Source organism: Micromonospora sp. NPDC126480 (assembly GCF_040302465.1).
GTDB lineage: Bacteria > Actinomycetota > Actinomycetes > Mycobacteriales > Micromonosporaceae > Micromonospora.
Genome location: NZ_JBEORU010000006.1, coordinates 106,635 through 128,093, shown reverse-complemented (window position 1 = coordinate 128,093; position 21,459 = coordinate 106,635). Strand labels below are relative to the sequence as shown.

18 protein-coding genes are annotated in these 21,459 nt (G+C 74.5%); 7 read left to right on the top strand and 11 right to left on the bottom strand.

Annotated elements, in window-relative coordinates:
- Positions 1-23: 23 nt before the first annotated feature.
- Genes hemQ through hemE form a run of 3 tightly spaced genes read right to left on the bottom strand, consistent with a single transcriptional unit; the run spans position 24 to position 3,234 of the window.
- Positions 24-725 (bottom strand): hydrogen peroxide-dependent heme synthase, encoded by a 702-nt coding sequence (gene hemQ / locus ABTW87_RS08025; protein WP_350649654.1) that lies wholly within the window; start codon positions 723-725, stop codon positions 24-26.
- Positions 722-2,131 (bottom strand): protoporphyrinogen oxidase, encoded by a 1,410-nt coding sequence (gene hemG / locus ABTW87_RS08020; protein ID WP_350649652.1) that lies wholly within the window; start codon positions 2,129-2,131, stop codon positions 722-724. Before hemG ends, hemQ begins: the two co-directional genes overlap by 4 nt.
- A gap of 5 nt (positions 2,132-2,136) precedes the next feature.
- Entirely contained in the window at positions 2,137-3,234 is a 1,098-nt protein-coding gene (hemE, locus tag ABTW87_RS08015) for a uroporphyrinogen decarboxylase (RefSeq protein ID WP_350649651.1), read from the bottom strand.
- Positions 3,235-3,465: 231 nt separating this feature from the next.
- Between hemE and ABTW87_RS08010 the strand changes: the two genes are divergently transcribed.
- On the top strand, positions 3,466-4,053 hold the full coding sequence (locus ABTW87_RS08010; protein ID WP_350649649.1) for a DUF3000 domain-containing protein: 588 nt from the start codon (positions 3,466-3,468) through the stop codon (positions 4,051-4,053).
- On the opposite strand, the gene ABTW87_RS08005 is transcribed toward ABTW87_RS08010, so the two are convergent.
- Entirely contained in the window at positions 4,044-4,508 is a 465-nt protein-coding gene (locus ABTW87_RS08005; protein WP_350649648.1) for a hypothetical protein, read from the bottom strand. The two genes, ABTW87_RS08010 and ABTW87_RS08005, sit on opposite strands and share 10 nt — an antisense overlap.
- 423 nt (positions 4,509-4,931) lie before the next feature.
- A complete protein-coding gene (locus ABTW87_RS08000) occupies positions 4,932-6,215 on the bottom strand; it encodes a S1C family serine protease (RefSeq protein WP_350649646.1) in 1,284 nt (427 codons plus the stop codon).
- 207 nt (positions 6,216-6,422) lie between these two features.
- Between ABTW87_RS08000 and ABTW87_RS07995 the strand changes: the two genes are divergently transcribed.
- The 5 genes from ABTW87_RS07995 (at position 6,423) to ABTW87_RS07975 (ending at position 13,680) form a co-directional block, all read left to right on the top strand.
- A complete protein-coding gene (locus ABTW87_RS07995) occupies positions 6,423-7,787 on the top strand; it encodes a ribonuclease D (protein WP_350649644.1) in 1,365 nt (454 codons plus the stop codon).
- Positions 7,788-7,972: 185 nt separating this feature from the next.
- Complete coding sequence (locus tag ABTW87_RS07990; RefSeq protein WP_350649642.1) at positions 7,973-9,166, top strand: thiolase family protein; 1,194 nt, start codon at positions 7,973-7,975, stop codon at positions 9,164-9,166.
- 50 nt (positions 9,167-9,216) lie between these two features.
- Positions 9,217-11,286, top strand: a complete 2,070-nt coding sequence (locus ABTW87_RS07985) for a 3-hydroxyacyl-CoA dehydrogenase NAD-binding domain-containing protein (protein ID WP_350649641.1) — start codon at positions 9,217-9,219, stop codon at positions 11,284-11,286.
- Between the two features lie 499 nt (positions 11,287-11,785).
- Positions 11,786-12,643: a hypothetical protein gene (locus tag ABTW87_RS07980; RefSeq protein WP_350649873.1), complete on the top strand. Its 858-nt coding sequence runs from the start codon at positions 11,786-11,788 to the stop codon at positions 12,641-12,643.
- A 146-nt stretch (positions 12,644-12,789) separates the two neighbouring features.
- On the top strand, positions 12,790-13,680 hold the full coding sequence (locus tag ABTW87_RS07975; protein ID WP_350649639.1) for a flagellar basal body-associated FliL family protein: 891 nt from the start codon (positions 12,790-12,792) through the stop codon (positions 13,678-13,680).
- A 92-nt stretch (positions 13,681-13,772) separates the two neighbouring features.
- On the opposite strand, the gene ABTW87_RS07970 is transcribed toward ABTW87_RS07975, so the two are convergent.
- From ABTW87_RS07970 to ABTW87_RS07960, 3 genes are all read right to left on the bottom strand, one after another.
- Positions 13,773-14,165, bottom strand: coding sequence for a VOC family protein (locus ABTW87_RS07970; RefSeq protein ID WP_350649637.1), 393 nt, complete (start codon positions 14,163-14,165; stop codon positions 13,773-13,775).
- An 80-nt stretch (positions 14,166-14,245) separates the two neighbouring features.
- Positions 14,246-15,415, bottom strand: a complete 1,170-nt coding sequence (locus ABTW87_RS07965; RefSeq protein ID WP_350649635.1) for a sensor histidine kinase — start codon at positions 15,413-15,415, stop codon at positions 14,246-14,248.
- Positions 15,415-16,080 carry a response regulator transcription factor gene (locus tag ABTW87_RS07960; protein ID WP_350649633.1) on the bottom strand — a complete coding sequence of 222 codons (666 nt, stop codon included), beginning with the start codon at positions 16,078-16,080 and terminating at the stop codon, positions 15,415-15,417. The genes ABTW87_RS07965 and ABTW87_RS07960 overlap by 1 nt, the downstream gene beginning before the upstream one ends.
- A 136-nt stretch (positions 16,081-16,216) precedes the next feature.
- Here ABTW87_RS07960 and ABTW87_RS07955 point away from each other — a divergent pair, with 136 nt between their 5' ends.
- Positions 16,217-17,389, top strand: a complete 1,173-nt coding sequence (locus ABTW87_RS07955) for a C39 family peptidase (protein WP_350649631.1) — start codon at positions 16,217-16,219, stop codon at positions 17,387-17,389.
- Between the two features lie 10 nt (positions 17,390-17,399).
- Here ABTW87_RS07955 and ABTW87_RS07950 read toward each other — a convergent pair whose 3' ends face one another.
- The 3 genes from ABTW87_RS07950 to ABTW87_RS07940 all read right to left on the bottom strand — a co-directional run bounded on the left by ABTW87_RS07950 (position 17,400) and on the right by ABTW87_RS07940 (position 21,431).
- Positions 17,400-18,665: an outer membrane protein assembly factor BamB family protein gene (locus ABTW87_RS07950; RefSeq protein WP_350649629.1), complete on the bottom strand. Its 1,266-nt coding sequence runs from the start codon at positions 18,663-18,665 to the stop codon at positions 17,400-17,402.
- A gap of 73 nt (positions 18,666-18,738) precedes the next feature.
- Positions 18,739-20,010, bottom strand: coding sequence for an outer membrane protein assembly factor BamB family protein (locus ABTW87_RS07945; protein WP_350649628.1), 1,272 nt, complete (start codon positions 20,008-20,010; stop codon positions 18,739-18,741).
- A 146-nt stretch (positions 20,011-20,156) separates the two neighbouring features.
- Positions 20,157-21,431: an outer membrane protein assembly factor BamB family protein gene (locus ABTW87_RS07940; RefSeq protein WP_350649627.1), complete on the bottom strand. Its 1,275-nt coding sequence runs from the start codon at positions 21,429-21,431 to the stop codon at positions 20,157-20,159.
- Positions 21,432-21,459 lie beyond the last annotated feature (28 nt).

The following is a 21,459-nucleotide window of genomic DNA, read 5'->3' as shown; positions in this document are numbered from 1 at the left end:
GCGTTAATAAGGGGCCCTTCCTTTCACGGGAGGCAGGTGATGATGTCGGCGATGGGGCGGCGGCGGCCGGTGTAGAAGGGGATCTCCTCCCGGACGTGCAGGCGGGCACGGGAGGCGCGCAGGTCGCGCATCAGGTCGACGATGCGGTGCAGCTCGTCGGCCTCGAAGGCGAGCATCCACTCGTAGTCCCCGAGGGCGAACGACGCGACCGTGTTGGCGCGCACGTCGGGGTAGCCGCGCGCCATCCGCCCGTGCTCGGCCAGCATCTCCCGCCGCTCCGCGTCCGGCAGCACGTACCACTCGTAGGAGCGGACGAACGGGTAGACGCACAGGTACGCCCGGGCCTCCTCGCCGGCCAGGAACGCCGGGATGTGGCTCTTGTTGAACTCGGCCGGCCGGTGCAGCGCCATCTGGGACCAGACCGGGGTCAGCGCCCGGCCCAGGGTGGTACGGCGGAACCGCAGGTACGCGTCCTGCAGCGCGTCGCTGGACGCCGAGTGCCACCAGATCATCAGGTCGGCGTCGGCGCGCAGGCCGGCGACGTCGTACGTGCCCCGGATGGTCACGTCCTTGCCGGCCAGCTCCTCGAAGAGCGCCTCGACCTCGCCGGTGACGTTCTCCCGCAGCGACGGCAGGGCGCTGCTGACCCGGTACACCGACCACATCGTGTACCGGATGGTGTCGTTGAGTTCCCTCAGCCGGGCCGCGTTGGTCTGCTCGGTCATCTCCCGGTACCTCCCAGTGCAGTGATGATCTCCTCGGCCGCCGCCGCCCCGGAGCGGACGCAGACCGGGATGCCGACGCCGTCGTACCCGGCTCCGGCCAGCGCCAGGGTCGGGTGCTCCGCCCGCAGCGCCGCCCGTGCCGACGCCACCCGGTCGAGGTGGCCCGGCGCGTACTGCGGCAGCGACCCGCCCCAGCGCTGGACATGCGTGGCGACCGGAGCGGGCAGCCGGGCGCCGAGCACCGCCGACAGGTCCCGGTGCACGGCGGCGACCAGGTCCTCGTCGGGGCGCTGGAGCTGGGCCTCGTCCCCGTACCGGCCGATCGAGGCGCGGACCAGGGCGAGCCCGTCGGGGCGGCGCAGGTGTCCCCACTTGGTGGTGAAGAACGTGGACGCCTTGATGAACAGCCCCTCGGTGGCCGGCACCAGGAAGCCGGACAGCGGCGGCAGCGCCGGCTCCGGCAGCGCGAGGGTGACAAGCGCGACGCTCGCGTAGTCCAGCCCGCCGACCGCCTTCGCCGCCACCGGCGCGACGTCGTCGAGCAGCCGCGCCGCCGGGCGGGCCGGCACGGCCAGCACCACGGCGTCGACGTCGACGTGCCGCGCGTCGCGGGTCGGGCCGACGGTCAGCCGCCAGCCGGCGCCCACCGACCGCAGCTCGCGGACCGCCGCGTCGCGACGGATCGTCGCCCCGCTGGCTGCCGCGGCGGCATCGACGAGGGTGCTCAAACCACCGGCGAGGGTGCCGAAGACCGGCGCGCCGGGCGCCCGGGGGGCGACGGCCTGCGCGGCGCGGACCGCGCCGACGAGCGTGTGCTCGGCCCGGGCGGCCCGGGCCAGGGCGGGCATCGTGGTCACCAGGGACAGGTCGTCGGCGCGGCCCGCGTACACGCCGCCGAGCATCGGGTCGACCAGCCGGTCGACGACCTCGTCGCCGAGCCGGGCGCGGACCAGCGCGCCGACCGTGACGTCCTCGTCGGGGCCGAGGAGCGGGCAGCCGCCGTCCCGGTCGGCGTCCGCGGCCGGCCGGGCGACCGTCGTCACCTTCGCCAGGTCCCCGGGTACGCCGACAAGCGTGCCGCCCGGGACCGGGCGCAGCCCGCCGTCGACGACAAGCGCGGCCTGCCCGACGGTGGGGTGGACGATGCGGTCGGCCAGCCCGAGCCGGCGGGCCAGGGCAACCGCGGCGGACTCCCCGCCCGCCGGGTCGCGCATGAGGAAGGACTCCGCGCCGAACTCCACCGCCCCGCCGGCCAGCTCGCCGGTGCGCAGCTTGCCGCCGAGCGCGCCGCTCTGCTCGTACACCGTGATCTCGGTGCCGGCGGGGGCGCGGTCGCGTAACCGGACGGCGGCGGCCAGGCCGGCGATGCCCCCGCCGACCACCGCGACCCGCCAGGGCGCCGCCATGCCCCTCAGCTCCGGGCGGCCGGGCCGGCGGACAGCTCGTGGACCAGGGCGACCACCCGGGTCAGCACGTCGGGATCGGTCTCCGGCAGCACCCCGTGGCCGAGGTTGAACACGTGCCCGGGGGCGGCACGACCCTGCTCCAGCACCCGCCGTACCTCGGCCTCGACCACCGGCCAGGGTGCGAGCAGCACGCACGGGTCGAGGTTGCCCTGCACCGCCCGTTCCGGGCCGACGCGGCGGGTCGCCTCGTCCAGCGGCGTACGCCAGTCGACGCCGACCACGTCGGCGCCGGCCTCGGCCATGGCGCCCAGCAGTTCGCCGGTGCCCACGCCGAAGTGGATGCGCGGCACGCCGGCGTCCGCGAGGCCGGCGAGAACGGCCTGCGAGTGCGGCAGCACGAAGCGGCGGTAGTCGGCCTCCGACAGCGCGCCGGCCCAGGAGTCGAAGAGCTGCACGGCGGAGACACCGGCCTCGACCTGCACCCGCAGGAACGCCAGCGTCACCTCGGCGAGCCGCCCGGCCAGGGCGTGCCACAGGTCCGGGTCGCCGTACATGAGGGCCTTGGTCTTCGCGTGGGTACGCGAGGGGCCGCCCTCGACCAGGTAGCTGGCCAGGGTGAACGGGGCGCCGGCGAAGCCGATCAGCGGCGTGTCGCCCAGCTCCTTGACGAGCATCCGGACCGCCTCGTCCACGTAGGAGACGTCGTCGCGGTTGATCGGGCGGATCCCCTCCACGTCCTCCCGGGAGGTGACCGGCTCGGCCACCACGGGACCGGTGCCGGGGACGATGTCCAGGTCCACCCCGGCGGCGGCGACCGGCACCACGATGTCGCTGAACAGGATCGCCGCATCGACCCCGTGCCGGCGCACCGGCTGCAGGGTGATCTCGGTGACGAGGTCGGGCCGGCGGCAGGACTCCAGCATCGCCACGTTGGCCCGGATCTCGCGGTACTCCGGCAGCGACCGGCCCGCCTGGCGCATGAACCAGACCGGGGTGTGCGCGCCGGGTTCGCGCCGGCACGCCCGGATGAACGGCGAGTCGGCCGGACCGCCGGGGCGGGGGTCCTCGTCTCGGGCGGCGGTGCCCGTGGTGTCGGTGCTCATCGCGGCAATCGTGCCACGACGCCCGCTGCGCCCCGCCGCCACCGTCACCATTTGTGAGCAGCATCAGCCCGGGTGAAAGGAAGGGCCCCTTTTTAACGCCTCCGGTAGAGGAAGGGCCCCCTGTTAACACCGGGAGCCGCCGGCTGGAGATCGGCGGGCCCGCGCCGAGGCACGGCCGGGACCCCGGCGCGCCGCCGGGTGGGCGGACACGCGGCGGCATACGCTTCGACCATGGCCCCCCCGATCGCGCTCCCCGAGACCTTCGCCCGCGCGGTTGCCGGGCTCCGGTCCGCGGCGCCGCGGCCGGAGATCCTCCTGGAGGAGGTCGGGGCGCCGCAGCGGCTGGCGCCGTACGCGTTCGCGCTCTCCGCGACCGTGCTGCGCGACGGCGACGAGGTGGCCACCGGCCGGCTGATCCTGCTGCACGACCCCGCGGGGCACGAGGCGTGGCAGGGCAAGCTGCGCCTGGTGACGTACGTGACCGCCGAGTTGGAGATCGACCTGGCGGCTGACCCGCTGCTGCCCGGCGTGGGCTGGACCTGGCTGACCGACGCGCTCGACGTGCAGGGCGCCCGGCACCGGGCGATCGGCGGGACGGTCACGCAGACGATGTCCACCCGCTTCGGCGAGCTGGCCGGCCCGCCTGCGGGGGGTGACATCGAGATCCGCGCCTCGTGGACGCCGCTCGACGACGACCTGGCCCCCCACCTGTACGCCTGGTGCACCCTCCTCGCCTCGACGGCCGGCCTCCCCCCACCCGGCGTGACGGCGCTACCCGAGCGCCGCCCCGCCGGGGGTCTGGAGCATCCTCAGAGGTAGTCCTCGGCCTCCTCGCACACCTTGTCCAGGCCCTTCCTGGCCTTGTCATAGGCGCTGCGATTGCCGGCGGCCGCCGCGCCGAGCGCGGTGGTGAGCTTGTCCAGGCAGGTGGCGATGACCTTCTTCTGCCGGGCCTGCTCGTCCCGGTCGTTCTTCGTGCCGGTGAGGTCCTGCTGCGTCTCGGCGAGGGTGGCCTGAGCACGCTGCAGGTTGAACTTGAGCTTCTCCATGTCCTTGGCGTTCGCCGCGATGGTGGCGTCCCGCTCGCTCAGTTGCGTCTCCGCCCGGTTCAGGTCGCCGCTGGCGTTGAGGAACAGGCCGGTCATCACCCCGCCGAGAACGAAGAGCAGCCCCGCCACCACGGCCAGGACCAGCACGGCCCGACCCTTCTTGCCCGCCGGCGCCCCGTACGACGGCCCGGACATCGGATCGCCGTACATGGGCGGCCCGGACATCGGGGCACCCTGCATGGGCGGCCCGGACATCGGAGGCCCATAGGGTGGCCCGGACATCGGGGCACCCTGCATGGGCGGCCCGGACATCGGAGCCCCGTACGTGGGCGGCCCGGACATCGGCTGCGCCCCGGGCGGATTGGCGGTCGGGGGCGCGGGAACCGCCCCACCGAGCGGCGCAGTCGGCGGCGCGGACGTGGAACCGTAGTGGGGCTGAGGCTGGGCGCCGGGGAACTGCTGAGGCATCTGCTGGGTCACGTCGTGGCGGGCACCACCGTCGGCCGGCTGGCCGGGAACAGGTGGCTGCGGGGGGAATCCGGGTGACTCGACCGGGGGTTGGGACATCTCTTTTCTATCCTCCGAGGGGAACGAATGCGGGCAGGGTCGCCCGCAGGAGCGTGTCGACGGGTGCGAACGGCGGGCCGCTCAGCAGATCTTGAAACCGTCACAGGCGGTCTTGATGGGTACGGCGAGCCCGATTCCCTCGGCGTTACGTGCCTTGGCGGTGGCGATGCCGACGACCTGCTTGCTGCCGTTGATGACCGGGCCGCCGGAGTTGCCCGGATTGATCGGGGCATCGAACTGGATCGCCGGCGGATCGCCGCCCTCGGCCTTGCGGAAGGCGCTCACCACACCGGTGGTGACGCTGTCCTCCAGCCCGAGCGGGGCTCCCACCACGACGATCTGCTGCCCGGACTTCACGGCTGCGGGGGCGGCGACAAGACCGGTGAACTTACTGCTCGTACGCAGGTGGGCGATGTCGTTGACCTTGTCCACCTTGACGATGGTCGCCGGGAAGCGCTGATCGGTGCGCTCCAGGAAGACCTTCCGGCCACCACTGTCCCAGACCGCTTCGACCACGTGGAAGTTGGTGAACAGGTTGGTACCGCCCTGGGTGGCCGGTTTGCCCACGGCGAACGCACTGCCGGTGAACCGGCCGGCGCGCACCCGGAACACGCTGGGCAGCACGGCGGTGGCGATGGCCTCCGGGTCGAATGCCCCGCTGACCTGCTCGTCGAGGGCCTTCGCCTGCGCCTCCAGGCCGTCGAGCCGCGCCCCGGTGTCCGCCTGCGCGGTGTCCAGGCGCCGGTCGGTGTCATCGAGCCGGTCGGTGAGGCGATGGATCTGGTACGCCTGCACGCCCGTCACCAGGACCAGCACGGCCAGGAGCAGCACGGCCAAGCGCCTGGACCCGCCCCGGCCCGGTGCGGTCGACGCGGGGACAGGTGGGGTGCCGGGCCATGCTCCCGGGGGACCGGGAAACGGGACCGCGGGTCCGGACGGCGGTGGATGGGACGCGGCGGGGGCGCCCCCGGTGGCGGGACCGCCGGCGGGTGGCACGACTCCCTGGCCCCACCCGCCGTACTCAGCGGGGGCGGGGGCGCCCCATGGGTTCGCCTGGGGCGGCGGGGACCACGTGGTCCCGGTCGGTGGAGCCGGCCGCTGACCGGAACCGCCGGCGCCGTGACCGGCCTCGGCAGCTTGGTACGCCGGGGGTGCCGGCGGCGGATACGGCCCGGACGCCGGCGGCGGATACGCCCCAGAGGCCGGCGGCGGATACGCCCCGGACGCGGGCGGTGGATACGTCGACGCCGACGGCGGAGACGGCTGAGGGAGCGGTGGTCGCGGCGCGGGGGCGCCCCGGGCGTCATCGGGCGGGACCGCGCCGCGACGATCCTCCGCGCCGGACCCGTCGTAGCCCGCAGTCATGATCCCCACGCCCTCCCCCGGAGCCCCGTACTGCCGCCGACCGACCTGTTGTCCGGTTCACGCGCGACGGCTCGAAGGACCGTACCTGCACGGACGTGCTTTGTCTTCCCCCTTGTCGGGTGGTCCCAGGACACCCACCGGCCACCTCTTCGACACACACGGGACCGGCTGCACCCGCGGCATCGGGTCGCGCAATAGGGTTGTCGGGTGACCGACGAACCACCCCTGCGCCGTCGGGCCGTCGAGAGCCGTACGGGAGACACACCGCACCACGCGCCGTCGGCCCTGCCGGAGCCGGAGGACGCGGGGGCCGACCCGACCGCCGGCGGGCCGCCGACCGCCCCGCCCGATTCCGCCGACGCCGCCCCCGTGCCGCTGACCGCGCCCCGCGAGGGCACCCCGCAACCGGTGGCCTCCCGGGCGGAGCTGACCGAGATCGTGGCCCGCTTCGCCGCGGGCAGCGGCCCGGTGGCGCTGGACGCCGAGCGCGCCTCGGGCTACCGGTACAGCCAGCGCGCGTACCTCGTGCAGCTGCGCCGCGCCGGGGCGGGCACCGCCCTGATCGACCCGCTGCCGCTGCCCGACCTGACCGTGCTCGACGAGGCGATCGGCGAGGCCGAGTGGGTGCTGCACGCCGCCAGTCAGGATCTGCCCTGCCTGGCCGAGCTGGGCCTGCGCCCGCGGCGGCTCTTCGACACCGAGCTGGCCGCCCGGCTGGCCGGCTTCGAGCGGGTGGGCCTGGCCGCGCTGACCGAGCAGTTGCTCGGCTTCAGTTTGGAGAAGCACCACTCGGCGGCCGACTGGTCGAGCCGGCCGCTGCCGGAGTCCTGGCTGACGTACGCCGCGCTGGACGTGGAGCTGCTTGTCGAGCTGCGCGACGCGCTGGATGCCGAGCTGGCCCGGCAGGGCAAGTCCGGGTGGGCGGCGGAGGAGTTCGCCGCGCTGGTCCGCAACGGCGCCCGCCCACCCCGGGTCCGCGCCGAGCCCTGGCGCCGCACGTCCGGCATCCACCGGGTACGTGGCGCGCGGGCGCAGGCCCGGGTGCGGTCGCTCTGGTACGCGCGGGACCAGATCGCGGCGCGCCGCGACGCCGCTCCGGGCCGGGTGCTACCGGACTCCGCGATCGTGGCGGCCGCCGAGCTGGACCCGAAGGACGAGAAGACCCTGCTGACGCTGCCCGGTTTCGGGGGTCGTTCGGTGCGCCGGCTGGCGCGTACCTGGCTGGCGGCCCTCGACGACGCCCGGCAGCTGCCGGACGACGCCCTGCCGATCGCGCCGACCGTCGAGGGCCCGCCGCCGCCGCACCGCTGGGCCGAGCGCGACCCGGTCGCCGCGGCCCGGCTGGCCCGGTGCCGGGAGGTGGTCGTCCGGGTGGCTGGAGCGCACACCCTGCCGGCGGAGAACCTGATCGCGCCGGACTCGATCCGCCGCCTGGCGTGGGTCCCGCCGGAGGACGTGACGGACGAGGCGGTACGGGAGACGCTCCGGGGCCTCGGCGCCCGCGACTGGCAGATCAACCTTCTGCTACCGGACCTGACGAAGGCCCTGACCGACCCGGATCCCACTCCGTGACCCGTTGATCACGGGTTGCGCGGACCCGCTCGGCGGGTGTGGGGTGGGCCACACGGGGGGTGGTGTCCTCGATGGTTACTGGCGAGTAGCATCCGAGGGAAACGCCCAAGTGCCGTCGACCTTCACTCGGCCGGAACGCCGCCCAGCGGCGCGGAGGCCGTTTCATGGTCGAAGAGGAGGCTCAAGTGCCCCGTGAAGTTCGGGATGTCGTCTTCGTCGACGGCGTCCGCACCCCGTTCGGCAAGGCGGGTGGCATGTACGCCAACACCCGCGCCGACGACCTGGTGATCCGCTGCATCCGCGAGCTGCTGCGCCGCAACCCGCAGCTGCCCCCGGAACGGGTCGAGGAAGTCGCCATCGCCGCCACCACGCAGATCGGCGACCAGGGCCTGACCATCGGCCGGACCGCCGCCCTGCTGTCCGGCCTCCCCAAGACCGTCCCCGGTTTCGCCATCGACCGCATGTGCGCCGGCGCGATGACCGCCGTGACCACGGTCGCCGGCGGCATCGCCATGGGCGCGTACGACGTCGCCATCGCCGGCGGCGTCGAGCACATGGGCCGCCACCCGATGGGCGAGGGCGTCGACCCCAATCCGCGGATCGTCGCCGAGAAGCTGGTCGACCCGTCCGCCCTGGTCATGGGCGCGACCGCGGAGAACCTGCACGACCGGGTCCCGCACATCACGAAGGAGCGCACCGACGCCTTCGCGCTCGCCTCGCAGCAGAAGACCGCCAAGGCGTACGCCAACGGCAAGCTCCAGGGCGACCTGGTGCCGGTGGCGATCCGCGACCCCGAGGCCGGCTGGGGCCTGGCCACCGTGGACGAGGCCCCGCGCGACACGTCGATGGAGAAGCTCGGCACCCTCAAGACGCCGTTCCGCCCGCACGGCAAGGTCACCGCGGGCAACGCGGCCGGCCTGAACGACGGCGCCACCGCGAGCCTGCTCGCCGCCGAGGAGACCGCCCGTGAGCTGGGCCTGCCGGTCGCGATGCGGCTGGTGTCGTACGGCTTCGTCGGCGTGGAGCCCGAGGTGATGGGCGTCGGCCCGATCCCGTCGACCGAGAAGGCGCTGCGCATCGCGGGCCTGACCATCGACGACATCGGCCTGTTCGAGCTGAACGAGGCGTTCGCCGTCCAGGTGCTCGCGTTCCTCGACCACTTCGGCATCGCCGACGACGACCCGCGGGTCAACCCGTGGGGCGGCGCGATCGCCATCGGTCACCCACTCGCGTCCTCGGGTGTGCGGCTGATGACCCAGCTCGCCCGGCAGTTCGCCGAGCACCCGGAGGTCCGCTACGGCCTCACCGCCATGTGCATCGGCATCGGCATGGGCGGCACCGTGATCTGGGAGAACCCGCACTGGGAGGGCAACAAGTGAGCGCGAGGAGTGAGCTTGCGAGCCCCGCAGTCGCGAATGGAGGAAGCACAGTGAGCGCGCTCGCGGCACCGAACGAGGTGGTCACCAAGGCGCTCGTGCGTCAGGTGAACGTACCGGGGCTGGACCGTCCGGCCGCCCTGATCACCCTGGACAACGGCTTCGACCACACCAAGCCGAACACCTTCGGCCCGGGCGGCCTGACCAGCCTGGACGAGGCGATCAGCACGGCCCTCGCGGCGAACCCGGCGTTCATCGCGGTCACCGGCAAGCCGTACATCTTCTGCGTGGGCGCGGACATCACCGGCCTGCCGCAGCTCGCGGACCGCGAGCAGGCCCTGGAGATCGGCCGGCTCGGTCACCGGGTCTTCGCCCGCCTGAAGGACAGCGACATCCCGACGTTCGCCTTCGTCAACGGCGCGGCGATGGGCGGCGGCCTGGAGCTGGCGCTGCACTGCCACTACCGGACGCTGTCGGCGGGCGCGGCGGCCCTCGCGCTGCCCGAGGTCTCCCTCGGCCTGGTCCCGGGCTGGGGCGGCACGCAACTGCTGCCGAACCTGATCGGCATCCCGGCCGCGACCCAGGTGATCATCCAGAACCCGTTGATGCAGAACAAGATGCTCAAGCCGAAGCAGGCCGCCGAGCTGGGCATCGCCGACGTGCTGCTGGAGCCGGCGGACTTCCTGGAGCGGTCCCTGGAGTGGGCCGCCGGCGTGGTCCGGGGCGAGGTCACCGTGACCCGGCCGGAGGTCGACCGGGACATGTGGGGCGGGGTGCTCTACTTCGCCCGCCAGACCCTGGACCAGCGGCTGCACGGCGCGGTCCCATCCGCGTACAAGGCGCTGGACCTGCTGGAGACGGCGAAGGACGCGGACTTCGCGACCGGCACCGCCGCCGAGGACGAGGCCCTGGCGGACCTGGTCTTCTCCGAGGAGCTGCGCAGCGGCCTGTACGCGTTCGACCTGGTGCAGCGGCGGGCCAAGCGGCCGGCCGGCGCCCCGGACAAGGGCCTGGCCCGGCCGGTCACCAAGGTCGGCATCGTCGGCGCCGGCCTGATGGCCAGCCAGCTGGCCCTGCTCTTCGCCCGTCGCCTCCAGGTGCCGGTCGTCATGACCGACCTGGACCAGGCCCGGGTCGACAAGGGCGTCGCGTACGTGCACCAGCAGATCGAGAAGTCGGTCAGCAAGGGGCGGATGGACAAGGGCACCGCGGCCAAGCTGTACGGGCTGGTGAGCGGCTCGGTCGACAAGTCGGTCTTCGCCGACGCCGACTTCGTCATCGAGGCCGTCTTCGAGGATTTGAACGTCAAGAAGCAGGTCTGGGCCGAGCTGGAGAAGATCGTCAAGCCTGAGGCGGTGCTGGCGACCAACACGTCGTCGCTGTCGGTGACCGCCATGGCGGAGGACCTGGAACACCCGGAGCGGGTGGTCGGCTTCCACTTCTTCAACCCGGTCGCGGTGCTGCCGCTGCTGGAGATCGTTCGTGGCGAGCGGACCGACGACGCCACCCTGGCCACCGCCTTCGCGGTCGGCAAGCAGCTCCGGAAGTCCTGCGTGCTGGTGAAGGACGCCCCGGCGTTCGTGGTCAACCGGCTGCTGACCCGCTTCCTGGGCACGGTGTTCGCCGCCGTCGACGCCGGCACCCCGCTGGACGTGGCGAACAGCGCGCTCGACCCGCTGGGCCTGCCGATGCGTCCGCTCGCGCTGCTTCAGCTGGTCGGGCCGGCCGTCGCGTACCACGTCGGCGGCACCCTGCACGCCGCGTTCCCGGACCGGTTCGACGTCAGCGAGAACCTCAAGCGCATCGCCGACTCGGGCCAGCCCATCGTCGTCGACGACGAGGTGAACGCCGAGGTGGCGAAGCTGCTGGTGGTGGGCGACCAGCCGCTGACCGCCGAGCAGGTCCGCCAGAACGCGCTCGACGCGCTGGCCCAGGAGATCCGGCTCATGCTCGACGAGGGCGTCGTCGCCGAGGCGCAGGACATCGACCTGTGCATGATCCTCGGTGCCGGGTGGCCGTTCCACCTGGGCGGTGTCACGCCGTACCTGGACCGGACCGGCACCGCCGAGCGGGTCACCGGCTCCCGGTTCCTGCCGCGCGGTGTGGCCAGCCTCTCGGCCTGACCGCTCCGCTCCCCTACGATCGCGGTGGCCGCCCAGTCGGGCGGTCACCGCGATCGTCGTTCCACGGCGTGGGCCGGGGCAGCGGGACGCAGTGCCGGCTCGCTACGATCACCCGTTCGCATCTTCGCCTGGAGCTGATCCCATGACCTCACCGCCGGTCGACCCCTGGTCCGGGCAACCGGAGCGCGACGCCCGGTCCAACCCCCAGCCGCCGGCTCCCCCGCCGCCGGGGTCCTGGGACCGGCACCCCGGCGCTGCCCAGCCGGGCGGCTGGCCGCCGGTTCCTCCGCCGCCACGAGCGCCGGACGCGCCGGGCACCGGGCCGGCCTGGCCACCGCCACCGCCGCCGGCCTGGGCCGACCCGACCCGGCCGGCCACTCCCGGCACGGCCGCCTGGCCGAACCAGCCGCAGCAGAAGACGCCGTTCCACACCAGCCCGGAGGCGGCCGGCGCGCAGCAGCGCCCGGTGGATCCGTGGCGGCCCGCCGGTGGCGGCGGCATCCCGCCGGCCCCGGCCGGTGGCTGGTCCGCGCCGCAGCCCCGGCCGGGCTCGGCGGACGAGCAGCCCACCCAGGTGTACGGCAACTTCCCGCCGATCCCGGCGGCCGACCCGCCGGCGAGCGGCCCTGGCTACGGCCAGCCGCCGTACGGTCAGCCGGCCGCGTTCCCGACCGGCCCGGAGACGACGCCGCCCGCTCGGAAGTCCCGGCTCCCGCTGGTGCTGTCGCTCGGTCTCGTCGGGCTGCTGGTGCTCTGCCTGGGCGGCGGTGGCCTCGCCTACGTCGCGCTCTCCGGCAGTGACGACCCCGCGCCGCCCCGGGCGGCCGCGCCCAGCGGAGCCGCGGCGCCGGGGGCGGACGCCGCCGACCCGGTCCCCTCGGACGAGCCCAGCCCGGACCCACGGATCCGCCTCGTCGCGCCGAAGACGCTCGGCGGCCGGGCGAAGAGCACCGACCCGGAGCTGAAGGCCCTGGCCGACGACATGGTCCGGGACATGAAGGCGACGGTACGCAGCGAGAACAGCGCGATCGGCGCCTTCTACGGCAGCGCCGAGAAGCAGAACATGGTGATGATCGCCGGTGCCTCGGGTTTCGTTCTCGACCCGAAGCGGGAGCTGGACGACGCCGTCAAGGCGCTCGCCACGGAACTGAGCACCCGGCGGATGTCCACCGTGTCCCCCGGGCCGCTCGGCGGCGTGGCGAAGTGCGGCGACGGCAGCGCCTCGGAGATCCCGCTCGGCGTCTGCGTCTGGGCCGACCAGGGCAGCGTCGGCATGATCGTGATGTTCTTCTCCTCGGGCAGGAAGGCGAAGGCCGAGTTCACCTCGATCCGGGGACAGGTCGAGAAGCGATCCTGAGCCACGGCCCGGCGGTCGGCGCCCGCGACGTGGGCGCCGACCCGCATCGGCGATCTTCCTCACCCACGACGGATGTCGGACATCGCGCGGGCATCCACCCTCGTTAAGATCGCGCGTCGCGTTCGTCGAAACCTGGAGCTGACCGCATGTCCCAGCCCCCAGTCAACCCGTACCCTCCGCAGCCCGGCGGCGAGCCGTACGGCTCCCAGCCGGGTGGCTACCCGCCGCCGCAGTCCGGTGGCTACCCGCCGCCCGCGCAGCCGGGTGGGTACCCGCAGCAGCAGCCGGGTGGCTACCCGCCGCCGCAGCCCGGCGGGTACCCGACGCCCCCGCAGCAGCAGCCGGGAGGGTACCCGGAGGCGCAGCCCGGCGGTTTCCCGCAGCAGCCGGCCGGCGGTTTCCCGCCCCCCGGCGGGCCGGGTGGGCAGTTCGGCGCCGTGCCGCCCGCTCCGAAGAAGGGTTCGGCCGGCAAGGTCCTGCTGATCGTGCTGGCGGCGGTGCTGGTGCTCTGCCTCGGTGGGGCCGCTGTCGTGTTCTTCGCGGTCAAGGACGAGGTGAAGGAGACCGTCGACGCCGCCCGGATCCGCGTGGTCGAGCCGGAGACGCTCGGCGGCCGGCCCAAGGTCACCGACCCCAACCTGCAGAACGCCAGCCGGACGCTGGAGGCCGAGCTGAACAAGGCGCTGCCGGGTGCGACAAGCGCGGTGGGCGCCTTCTACGGCGATCCGGTCAAGCAGGATCTGGTGATGGTGGCAGCCGCTTCCGGGCGCAACGCCGACCCGGCGAAGACCCTCGACGACACCATCGCCGGCGCGCGGCAGAGCGATGTCGAGATCGGCGAGATGTCCTCGGTGGACCCGGGTCCGCTGGGCGGGGAGGCCAAGTGCGGCGACGCCGAGGCGAACCAGGTGCCGATCGGCTTCTGCGTCTGGAGCGACAGCGGCAGCGTCGGCATGATCCTGATCTACTTCAAGACCGGTGCCGAGGCGCAGCAGGAACTGGTCGCGATGCGCGGCCAGATCGAGCAGAAGTCCTGACCACCGCCCCCGCGATCTTGCACTTTCGGCCCTCGTTCCGACCGTTGCACCCGGTACGTCGGGGCACGACGTGCAAGATCGCGGGAGGTCGGTCAGTCCGTCGCGGCGCGCTCCGCGACGCTGCGCTCGACGCAGAACTCGTTGCCCTCCGGGTCGGCGAGCACCGCCCAGCCCGTGCCGTCGGCCTTCCGATGGTCGTCGACCAGCGAGGCGCCCAGGCCGAGCAGCCGCTCGATCTCCTCGTCGCGGGTGCGGTCGGTCGGCTGCAGGTCCAGGTGCAGCCTGTTCTTCGCCACCCGGCCCTCCGGCACCCGCTGGAAGAGCATCCCGCCGTCGGCGATGTCCGCGCCCGACAACAACGCGCACTCGTCCTCACCCGGCTTGTTGTCCGGATCGTGTCGCAGGCCGGTCGCCTCCGCCCAGAAACTCGCCACCCGGAACGGGTCGGCACAGTCGAAATCGACCCAGCGCACTCTCGAAACCATGACCCGAGCCTCTCATCCGGATCAAACGGTTTCTCCGGGACGCTGCCGCGTACGGGCCGGTCCGGGCGGACGTGCCGGCGTCAGCGACCGGCCTCGACGGTCGGGGCGGTGTCGAGCCCCGGCAGCAGCACGGTCACCTCGAGGCCGCCGCCCGGCTGCGCGACGGCGCTCACCGTTCCCCCGTGCGCGTCGCACACCGCCCGCACGATCGACAGGCCTAGGCCGGAACCCCGCGCCCCGGTCCGCTCCCGGCCACCCCGCCGGAACGGCTCGAACAGGCCCGGCACGTCGGCCTGGTCCACCTCGAAGCCGGTGTTGCCCACCACCAGCCAGGACCGCCGGCCGTCGGAGCCGGTCCGCACCCAGAGCCGGCCGTGCAGGTGGTTGTAGCGGACCGCGTTCTCGATGAGGTTCCCGGCGAGCCGGTCGAGCAGGCCGGGGTCGCCGACCACAGGCGCGGGCTCCAGCGAGGCCTGCACCCGCAGCTTGATCCGCTCCACCTCCCGGCGTACCGCCGACAGCGCATTGGCGGTGCCGGAGGCCAGGTCGCACTCGGTGCGCCGGGCCAGGCTGCGGCCGGCCTGCGCCTCGCTACGGGCGAGCACCAGCAGCGCGTCGACCAGGTTGTTCGCGCGTTCGGAGGCGTCCCGCACCACGGTGGCCATCCGGCGGTACTCGGCGATGTCCGCGTCGTCGTCGCTGAGCGTCACGTCGATCTCGGTACGCATCACGGCCAGCGGGGTCCGCAGTTCGTGCGAGGCGTTGGCGACGAAGCGCTTCTGCACCTCGAACGCGGTGGCGATGCGGTCCAGCATCGCGTCGAACGTCTGCGCCAACTCGGTCACCTCGTCGTCGGCGCCGGAGTAGCCGATTCGTTGGTCGAGGGTGGTCTCGCCGAGCCGTCGGGCGGTGGCGGTCACCTGGTGCAGCGGGCGCAGCGCACGGCCGGCCACCGCGTACGCGCCGGCCACCCCGACGACGCCGATCGCCAGCAGCGCCGCGAGGCCCTTGGCCAGCAGTTCCCGGCTGGCCGCGTCGACCAGTTGCCGCTGCCACTGCCCGGCGTCGAGAGTCCGGCCGTCGGCCAGTACGACGGTGGTGCCGGGGAGCAGTTCGTCGGTGGGGCGCAGCGCGTCACGGACCAGCAGCCAGGCCAGCAGCACCAGGATCGCACCCGCCCCCACCAGCAGCACGCCGTTGAGCAGCGTGAGGCGGAGTCGGAGGGTGGGCCGCAGCCGGCGCCGGGTCATCACGCCCCCTCGGCGACGCGGTAGCCGGCGCCGACGACGGTTTCGATGAGCGGCGGGTCGCCGAGCTTCTTCCGGAGGGTCATCACGGTCACCCGGACGATTGTGGTGAACGGGTCGGTGTTGGCGTCCCACACCCGTTCCAGCAGTTCCTCGCTCGAGACCACGGCACCGCGGGCCTTGACCAGCTCGCAGAGGACGCCGAACTCCTTGTTGGTCAGGTCGACCGGCGCGCCACCCCGGGTGGCCGTCCGGCGGGCCGGGTCGAGCACCAGGTCGGCCACCTCCAGCACCGGTGGCGCCGCCGGGGTGGCGCGCCGGCCCAGCGCCTGCACCCGGGCGACCAGTTCGTCGAAGGCGAACGGCTTGGGCAGGTAGTCGTCGGCGCCGAGCTGCAAGCCCTCGACCCGGTCGGCCACCGTCCCGCTCGCGGTAAGCATCAGCACCCGGGTCAGCGCACCGGAGGCGGCCAGCTCGGCGCAGATCTGGTCGCCGTGCACGCCCGGCAGGTCGCGGTCGAGCACCACCACGTCGTACCGGGTGACGAAGGCCATCTCGTGGCCGCTGTCGCCGTCGTACGCGACGTCCACCGCCATTCCCCGCTTGCGCAACCCGCGTGCGATCGCGTCGGCGAGGTTGCGCTCGTCCTCGACCACCAGTACCCGCATCCCGGCCTCCTCGCGCCCGACCTCCCGACAACCTAGTGCCGGCCGCCAAACCCGGCCCGCACCGGTGGCGGTTGCAGAAAACCTTCGGAGTACGCAATGCTTCCGGCGGTAATCGTCAGACCGGGGCGGGAGGGTCATGACCGACGCGGCGGTGCGGGACGTCGCCTACCGTGGCTTCCGGTTCCCGGCCGACCTGCGCCTCGGCACCGGCCAGGGGTTGCGTGCCACCGACCGGGGACTGGTGCTGGCCGACACGGCCGACCCGGTCACGCACCGCCACCCGGACGGCCACTCACGGTGGTACGCGGCCGGGAGCTGGACCTCCCCGCCGGTGCCGGCCGGGTTCGCGGTCCGCGAGGTGGTGCCGTCCTGGACGGCGGACACCCCGGGCGACAGCTGGCTGCGGGTCGAGCTGCGGGGCTGGCACGGGGACGCTCCGGTCACCGGCTGGTACGAGCTGGCCGAGTGGGCCGGCGACGACCACGCCGTGCGACGCACCTCCATCCCGGGGCAGCGCGACACGACCGCCTCGGTGGACACGGACACCCTGGTGCTGGCCGCCCCGACAACCGGTTGGCAGGTCCGGGTGACCCTGCTCCGGCCCGCCGACGCCGTCGAGAGCCCGGTGCTGCGCAGCGTCGGCGCGGTCGCCTCCGGCGCGGACCGGACGGCCGGGAGCGACGGGGGCGGCGCGGCCTGGGGCACGGTCCTGGACGTTCCCCGGTACTCGCAGCGCCGCCACGCCGGAGCGCACCCGCAGTGGGCCGGCGGCGGCGACTCCTGGTGCAGCCCCACCTGCACCTCGATGGTCCTCGCGTACTGGGGCGCGGAGCCCGCTCCGGAGCGCTACGCGTGGGTGGAGCCGCCCGGGCCCCGCCCGGTCGTCGTGCACGCCGTCCGGCACTGCTACGACCACGCGTACGCGGGTGCCGGGAACTGGTCGTTCAACACCGCGTACGCCGGCCTGCACGGGATGGACGCGTTCGTCACCCGCCTCCGGTCACTGGCCGAGGCGGAGGCGTTCGTGGCCGCCGGCATCCCGCTGATCGTCTCGGCCACGTTCCGCGCCGGCGAGGTGCGCGGGCTGGACTACGACACGGCCGGGCACCTGGTGGTGCTCGTCGGGTTCACCGCCGACGGCGAGCCGGTGCTCAACGACCCGTACGCCCCGGACGACGCCGGGGTCCGCCGCGCCGTCGCGCGGGGCGCCTTCGCGCGCGCCTGGCAGGCCGGCAGCGGCGGGATCGCGTACGTCGTCCGCCCGCCGGACGTGCCGCTGCCGGCACCGCCGGCGCAGGCCAACTGGTGACGGCCGGCGCTCAGGCCGGGCTCCGCCAGACGCCGAAACCACCCTGCCGAGCGCGGCACACCAGTACCCCGTCGTCCTGCTGACACGAGCCGATGGCCGTCCGGAGCACGTCCCGGCCACGGACCCGGCCGGCGGCGACGTCCAGCTCCGCGACGAGCAGCCCGCCGCCGTCCGGCAGCACCCGCGTCCCGACCACCCGGTCGTCGGTCCCGGGCCGCCGGACCAGTTGCCAGACCCCCAGATCCGCCACCTCGTCACCGGTCGCGGCCCGCAGGACGGCGAAGCGGTCGCCGCCGGGACTCGGCGCGGCCACGAGCAGGCGGTCACCGGCGGACCCGGCCACCGCCGTCCACTCCGGCGCGCTCCAGCGCAGCTCGCCGGTCGCCGGGTCGACCGCCCGCAGCCCTCCGGCCTGCCCGGCGGCGCAGACCAGCCCGGCGCACTGGGTCAGGTGCTCGACGGCGGACAGCGGCGCCGACCAGCGACGGGTCAGCCCGGGAAGCCCGTACGCGGTCACCCCTGCGGAGCCGATCACGTACAGGTTGTCGCCGACCACCCGGGGCCGCCGGGCCGGGGACACCGTCAGGTCCGCCGCCGCCCGCACGTCACCGGTGCGGGCAGCACGGACCACCGTCCGGCCACTGGCACTCCAGACCAGCACCAGCGACTCGATCACGCCGTCGCGGACGTGGTAGTCCGGTCCCTCGGGCGGCACCGGCGCGGACCAGCGCAGTCGGCCCGAATCCAGGTCGACCGCCCGTACTTCGGCGCCGTCGTCCCCGTCGACCCGCACGAACCCGCGACCGGCGGCGTCGACACTGGTGAAGCCGGGCTGTCGCCACCGCACGCGGCCGCTCGTCCCGTCCAACGCGAAGGTCTCCAGCGCGGTGCCCCCGCGTGTCTCCGCGACGACCAGCACCGTGCCGTCCCGCGCGGTCCGCACCCAGGCCAGCCGGCCGGACGCCGGTACCCGGGCCCGCCACCGGGGCGCCGGGCGCTGCGGTCGAGGGGTGAGTCGCTCCGGCAGCGGGTAGGCGAGCACCTCGCCGCCGGGCTCGACGACGAAGAGCCGACCACCGGACAGGAACGCCTCCGACCCGGGCGAGCCCGGCACGACCGCCGCCGCGCGTCCGGCCGGTGGCGCCCCGGCGGTCACCGCGGCGAGCAGCAGCACGAGCACCAGGCCGAGCCGGAACGGGCGGCCGGCGGACCGGGGCCGGCGGGTCGCCGGGGGCGACTGCGGATCGGTCGTCTCACCGAGGTCGATCAGAGTCATTTCGTCCCTCCGTCAGGGTCGCAGTGGCGACGGCCCCCGGTCGCGGACCCGGCGCTCCGGTCGTCCTACCCGGTCAGCGACGCAGCGACCACAGGCCCAGCGAGCCGTCGTTCCGCCGGCACAGCAGGCACCCGTCGGCCACCTCGCAGTCCGCGGCGGCGTCGGGCAGCACGTCGAGCGGCCGGACGGCACCCACCGCCGTGTCCAGCTCGGCGACGAGCAGCCCGCCGTCCGGATGCGCACGCACGCCGATCAGCGGGTCGTCGGGGCGCGGCGACCGGGCCAGCCACCACCGGCCCAGCTCCGCCCGGACGGCACCGGTCGCCGGATCGAGCACCGCCAGGTCGGGGCGTCCGGTGCCGGTGACGCTGAGCCGGGCGAGGACCAGCCGGCCGCTCAGCTCCCACGGGTCGTTCCGGCCGTCGAGGCTCCACAGGGGACGCCCGGTGGCGGCATCCAGGGCCTGCAGGCTGCCGGCCGGGCTGCGGAAGCAGAGCTGGCCGCCGCACCGGCCCGCGTACATCCCGCCGGGGACGGCCGCCTGCCAGCGCCGGTCCAGCCGGTCCACCCCGTACCCGGTCACCCGCGTGCCGTCAGCGATCAGGAGCAGGTCACCGACCACCTGCGCCACGTCGGCCGGGCGGCCGGCGATGCCGGGGAGGTCGGCGCTGGCCACTTCGACGCCGGTCCCGGCGTCCCGCACCTCGATCCGCCCGGACGGGTAGGTGAGCACCACTCGATCCGCCCCGACGTCCGTGAAGTGGTACCCGAACGCCTGCGACGGGACGTACTCCTGCCAGCGCAGCGTGCCGCAGCACGCCTCGACCGCCCGGAGCGTCACGGTTTCGTCGTCCGCGACCTCCCGCAGGACCACGTTCCCGCCAGCGACGAGGAGGGCGGCGCCGGGCTGCTGCCAACGGCGGGCCCCGGTCGCCATGTCCAGCGCCACCGTCAGGCTGTCGCGGGAGCGCAGGTCGTTGCCGCTGAGGAACAGCAGGTCCGGGCCGACGACGAGACCCCGGAACTCGCCCGACACCGGCAGCGGCGCCCGCCACACCTCCGCGCCGGACGGCAGCCGGTGGGCGGTGACCGAGCGGTCCGCGCCGATCCGCTCCGGCGGGTGCACGATGAACAGCGACCCGTCGCCGACGATCCAGTCGGCGCCCAGCGGCGCCGGCACGACGGCCGCGTCCCGGGCCGGCACCGGGGCGGAGGCGGCCGACGTGACCAGGGCGACCAGCAGCACGACGGCGAGCAGCGGCAGCCGTGGGGCCTTCCGGCGCGGACGAACCGGCGGCACCGGCTGGTAGGCGGGGCGCAGCTCGCCCAGGTCGATCACCGTCACCCGCCGTCCCTCCGATCGCGTGCCGCGCTCACGCGGTCCGGTCCGTCGGCGGCCCCGCGTCGACGGACCGCCGGGACGCGGCCCCGCCGAGAGCCTAAGCGCAGCCGGCCCGTCGACGGGCCCCCGATCCGCGGCGACCGCCGCGTTCAATGCCGCAGCGGCCACAGCCCGAGCGACGCGTCGGGCCGCCGGCACAGCAGGTGCCAGCGGGCCACCTCGCAGTCGCCGGCGGCTTCGGGCAGCACGTCCAGCGGCCGGACGACGCCCGCCGCCAGGTCCAGCTCGGCGACGAACAGCCCGCCGCCGGGGTGCGGGCGCAGGCCGATCAGCGGTTCGTCCCGGCGCGGCGAGTGAGCCAGCTCCCACCGGCCCAGCTCGGCCCGGATCGCGCCGGTCGCCGGGTCGAGCGCCGCCAGGTAGGGGCGGTTGCCGCCGGTGACGTCGAACCGGACGGCCAGCAGCCGGCCGGACAGCGCCCAGACATCGCTCCAGCCCTCCAGGTTCCACGCCGGGCGACCGGTGGCGGCGTCGACGGCCCGGACGGCGCCCGAGCGGCTCTGGAAGCAGACCGCGGCCCCGCAGTCCACGGCGAACACGTTCGCCGGCGCGGTGGCGCGCCAGCGCCGGTCCAGGCGGTCCAGCCCGTACGCGGTCACCTCCGGCGCACTGCCGGACGAGACGAACAGCAGGTCGCCGACGATGTCGGGGGACCACTTGTCGTCGCCGGCCGGGTCCAGGTCGGCGGCGGCCAGGACGGCTCCGGTGCCGGTGTCGCGCACCTCGACCAGACCCTCGGGATCGCGGGTCACGAGCCGGTCCAGGCCCGGCCCGGCGAACCGGTAGCGGACCTCCCCGAGCGGCAGCCGCAGCTGCCAGCGCGGGGTGCCGCAGCAGGGGTCGACCGCCCGGAACGTGTACCCACCTTCGATGCTGGACTCCTCCAGCAGCACGTTCCCGTCGGCCAGGTCGACGGCGGAACCGGGCAGCCGCCAGCGGTGCTCCCCGGTGCGCGCGTCCAGCGCCATCGTGGCGCTGCGCTGGTCCTGTGGCGAGTTCCCGGTGACGAGCACCACGTCGCCGCGGGCGGTGGCGTGCCAGAACTCGCCGTCGACCGGCACCGGAGCCTGCCACACCCGCTCCACGCCGGGCAGCCGGTACGCGGTCATCGACCGCTCCGACGCCTGCGGCGTCCGCGGCGCGACGACGAGGAGCAGGTCCCCGACGACCATCCGGTCGACACCCAGCCCGGCCGGTACGACGACCGTCTCCCGCCCGGGAACCGGGACCGAGGCGACGAGCGTGAGCAGGGCGAGGAGGAGGACCACCGGGAAACCCCACGCCCCCGTCCCCGGTCGGCGTCGCCGGACCGGCGGCTCCGGTCGGTGGTCGTCGCGGAGCTCGCCCAGGTCGATCAGACTCATCGGACCTCACCCTCCCCACCGCGCCGGT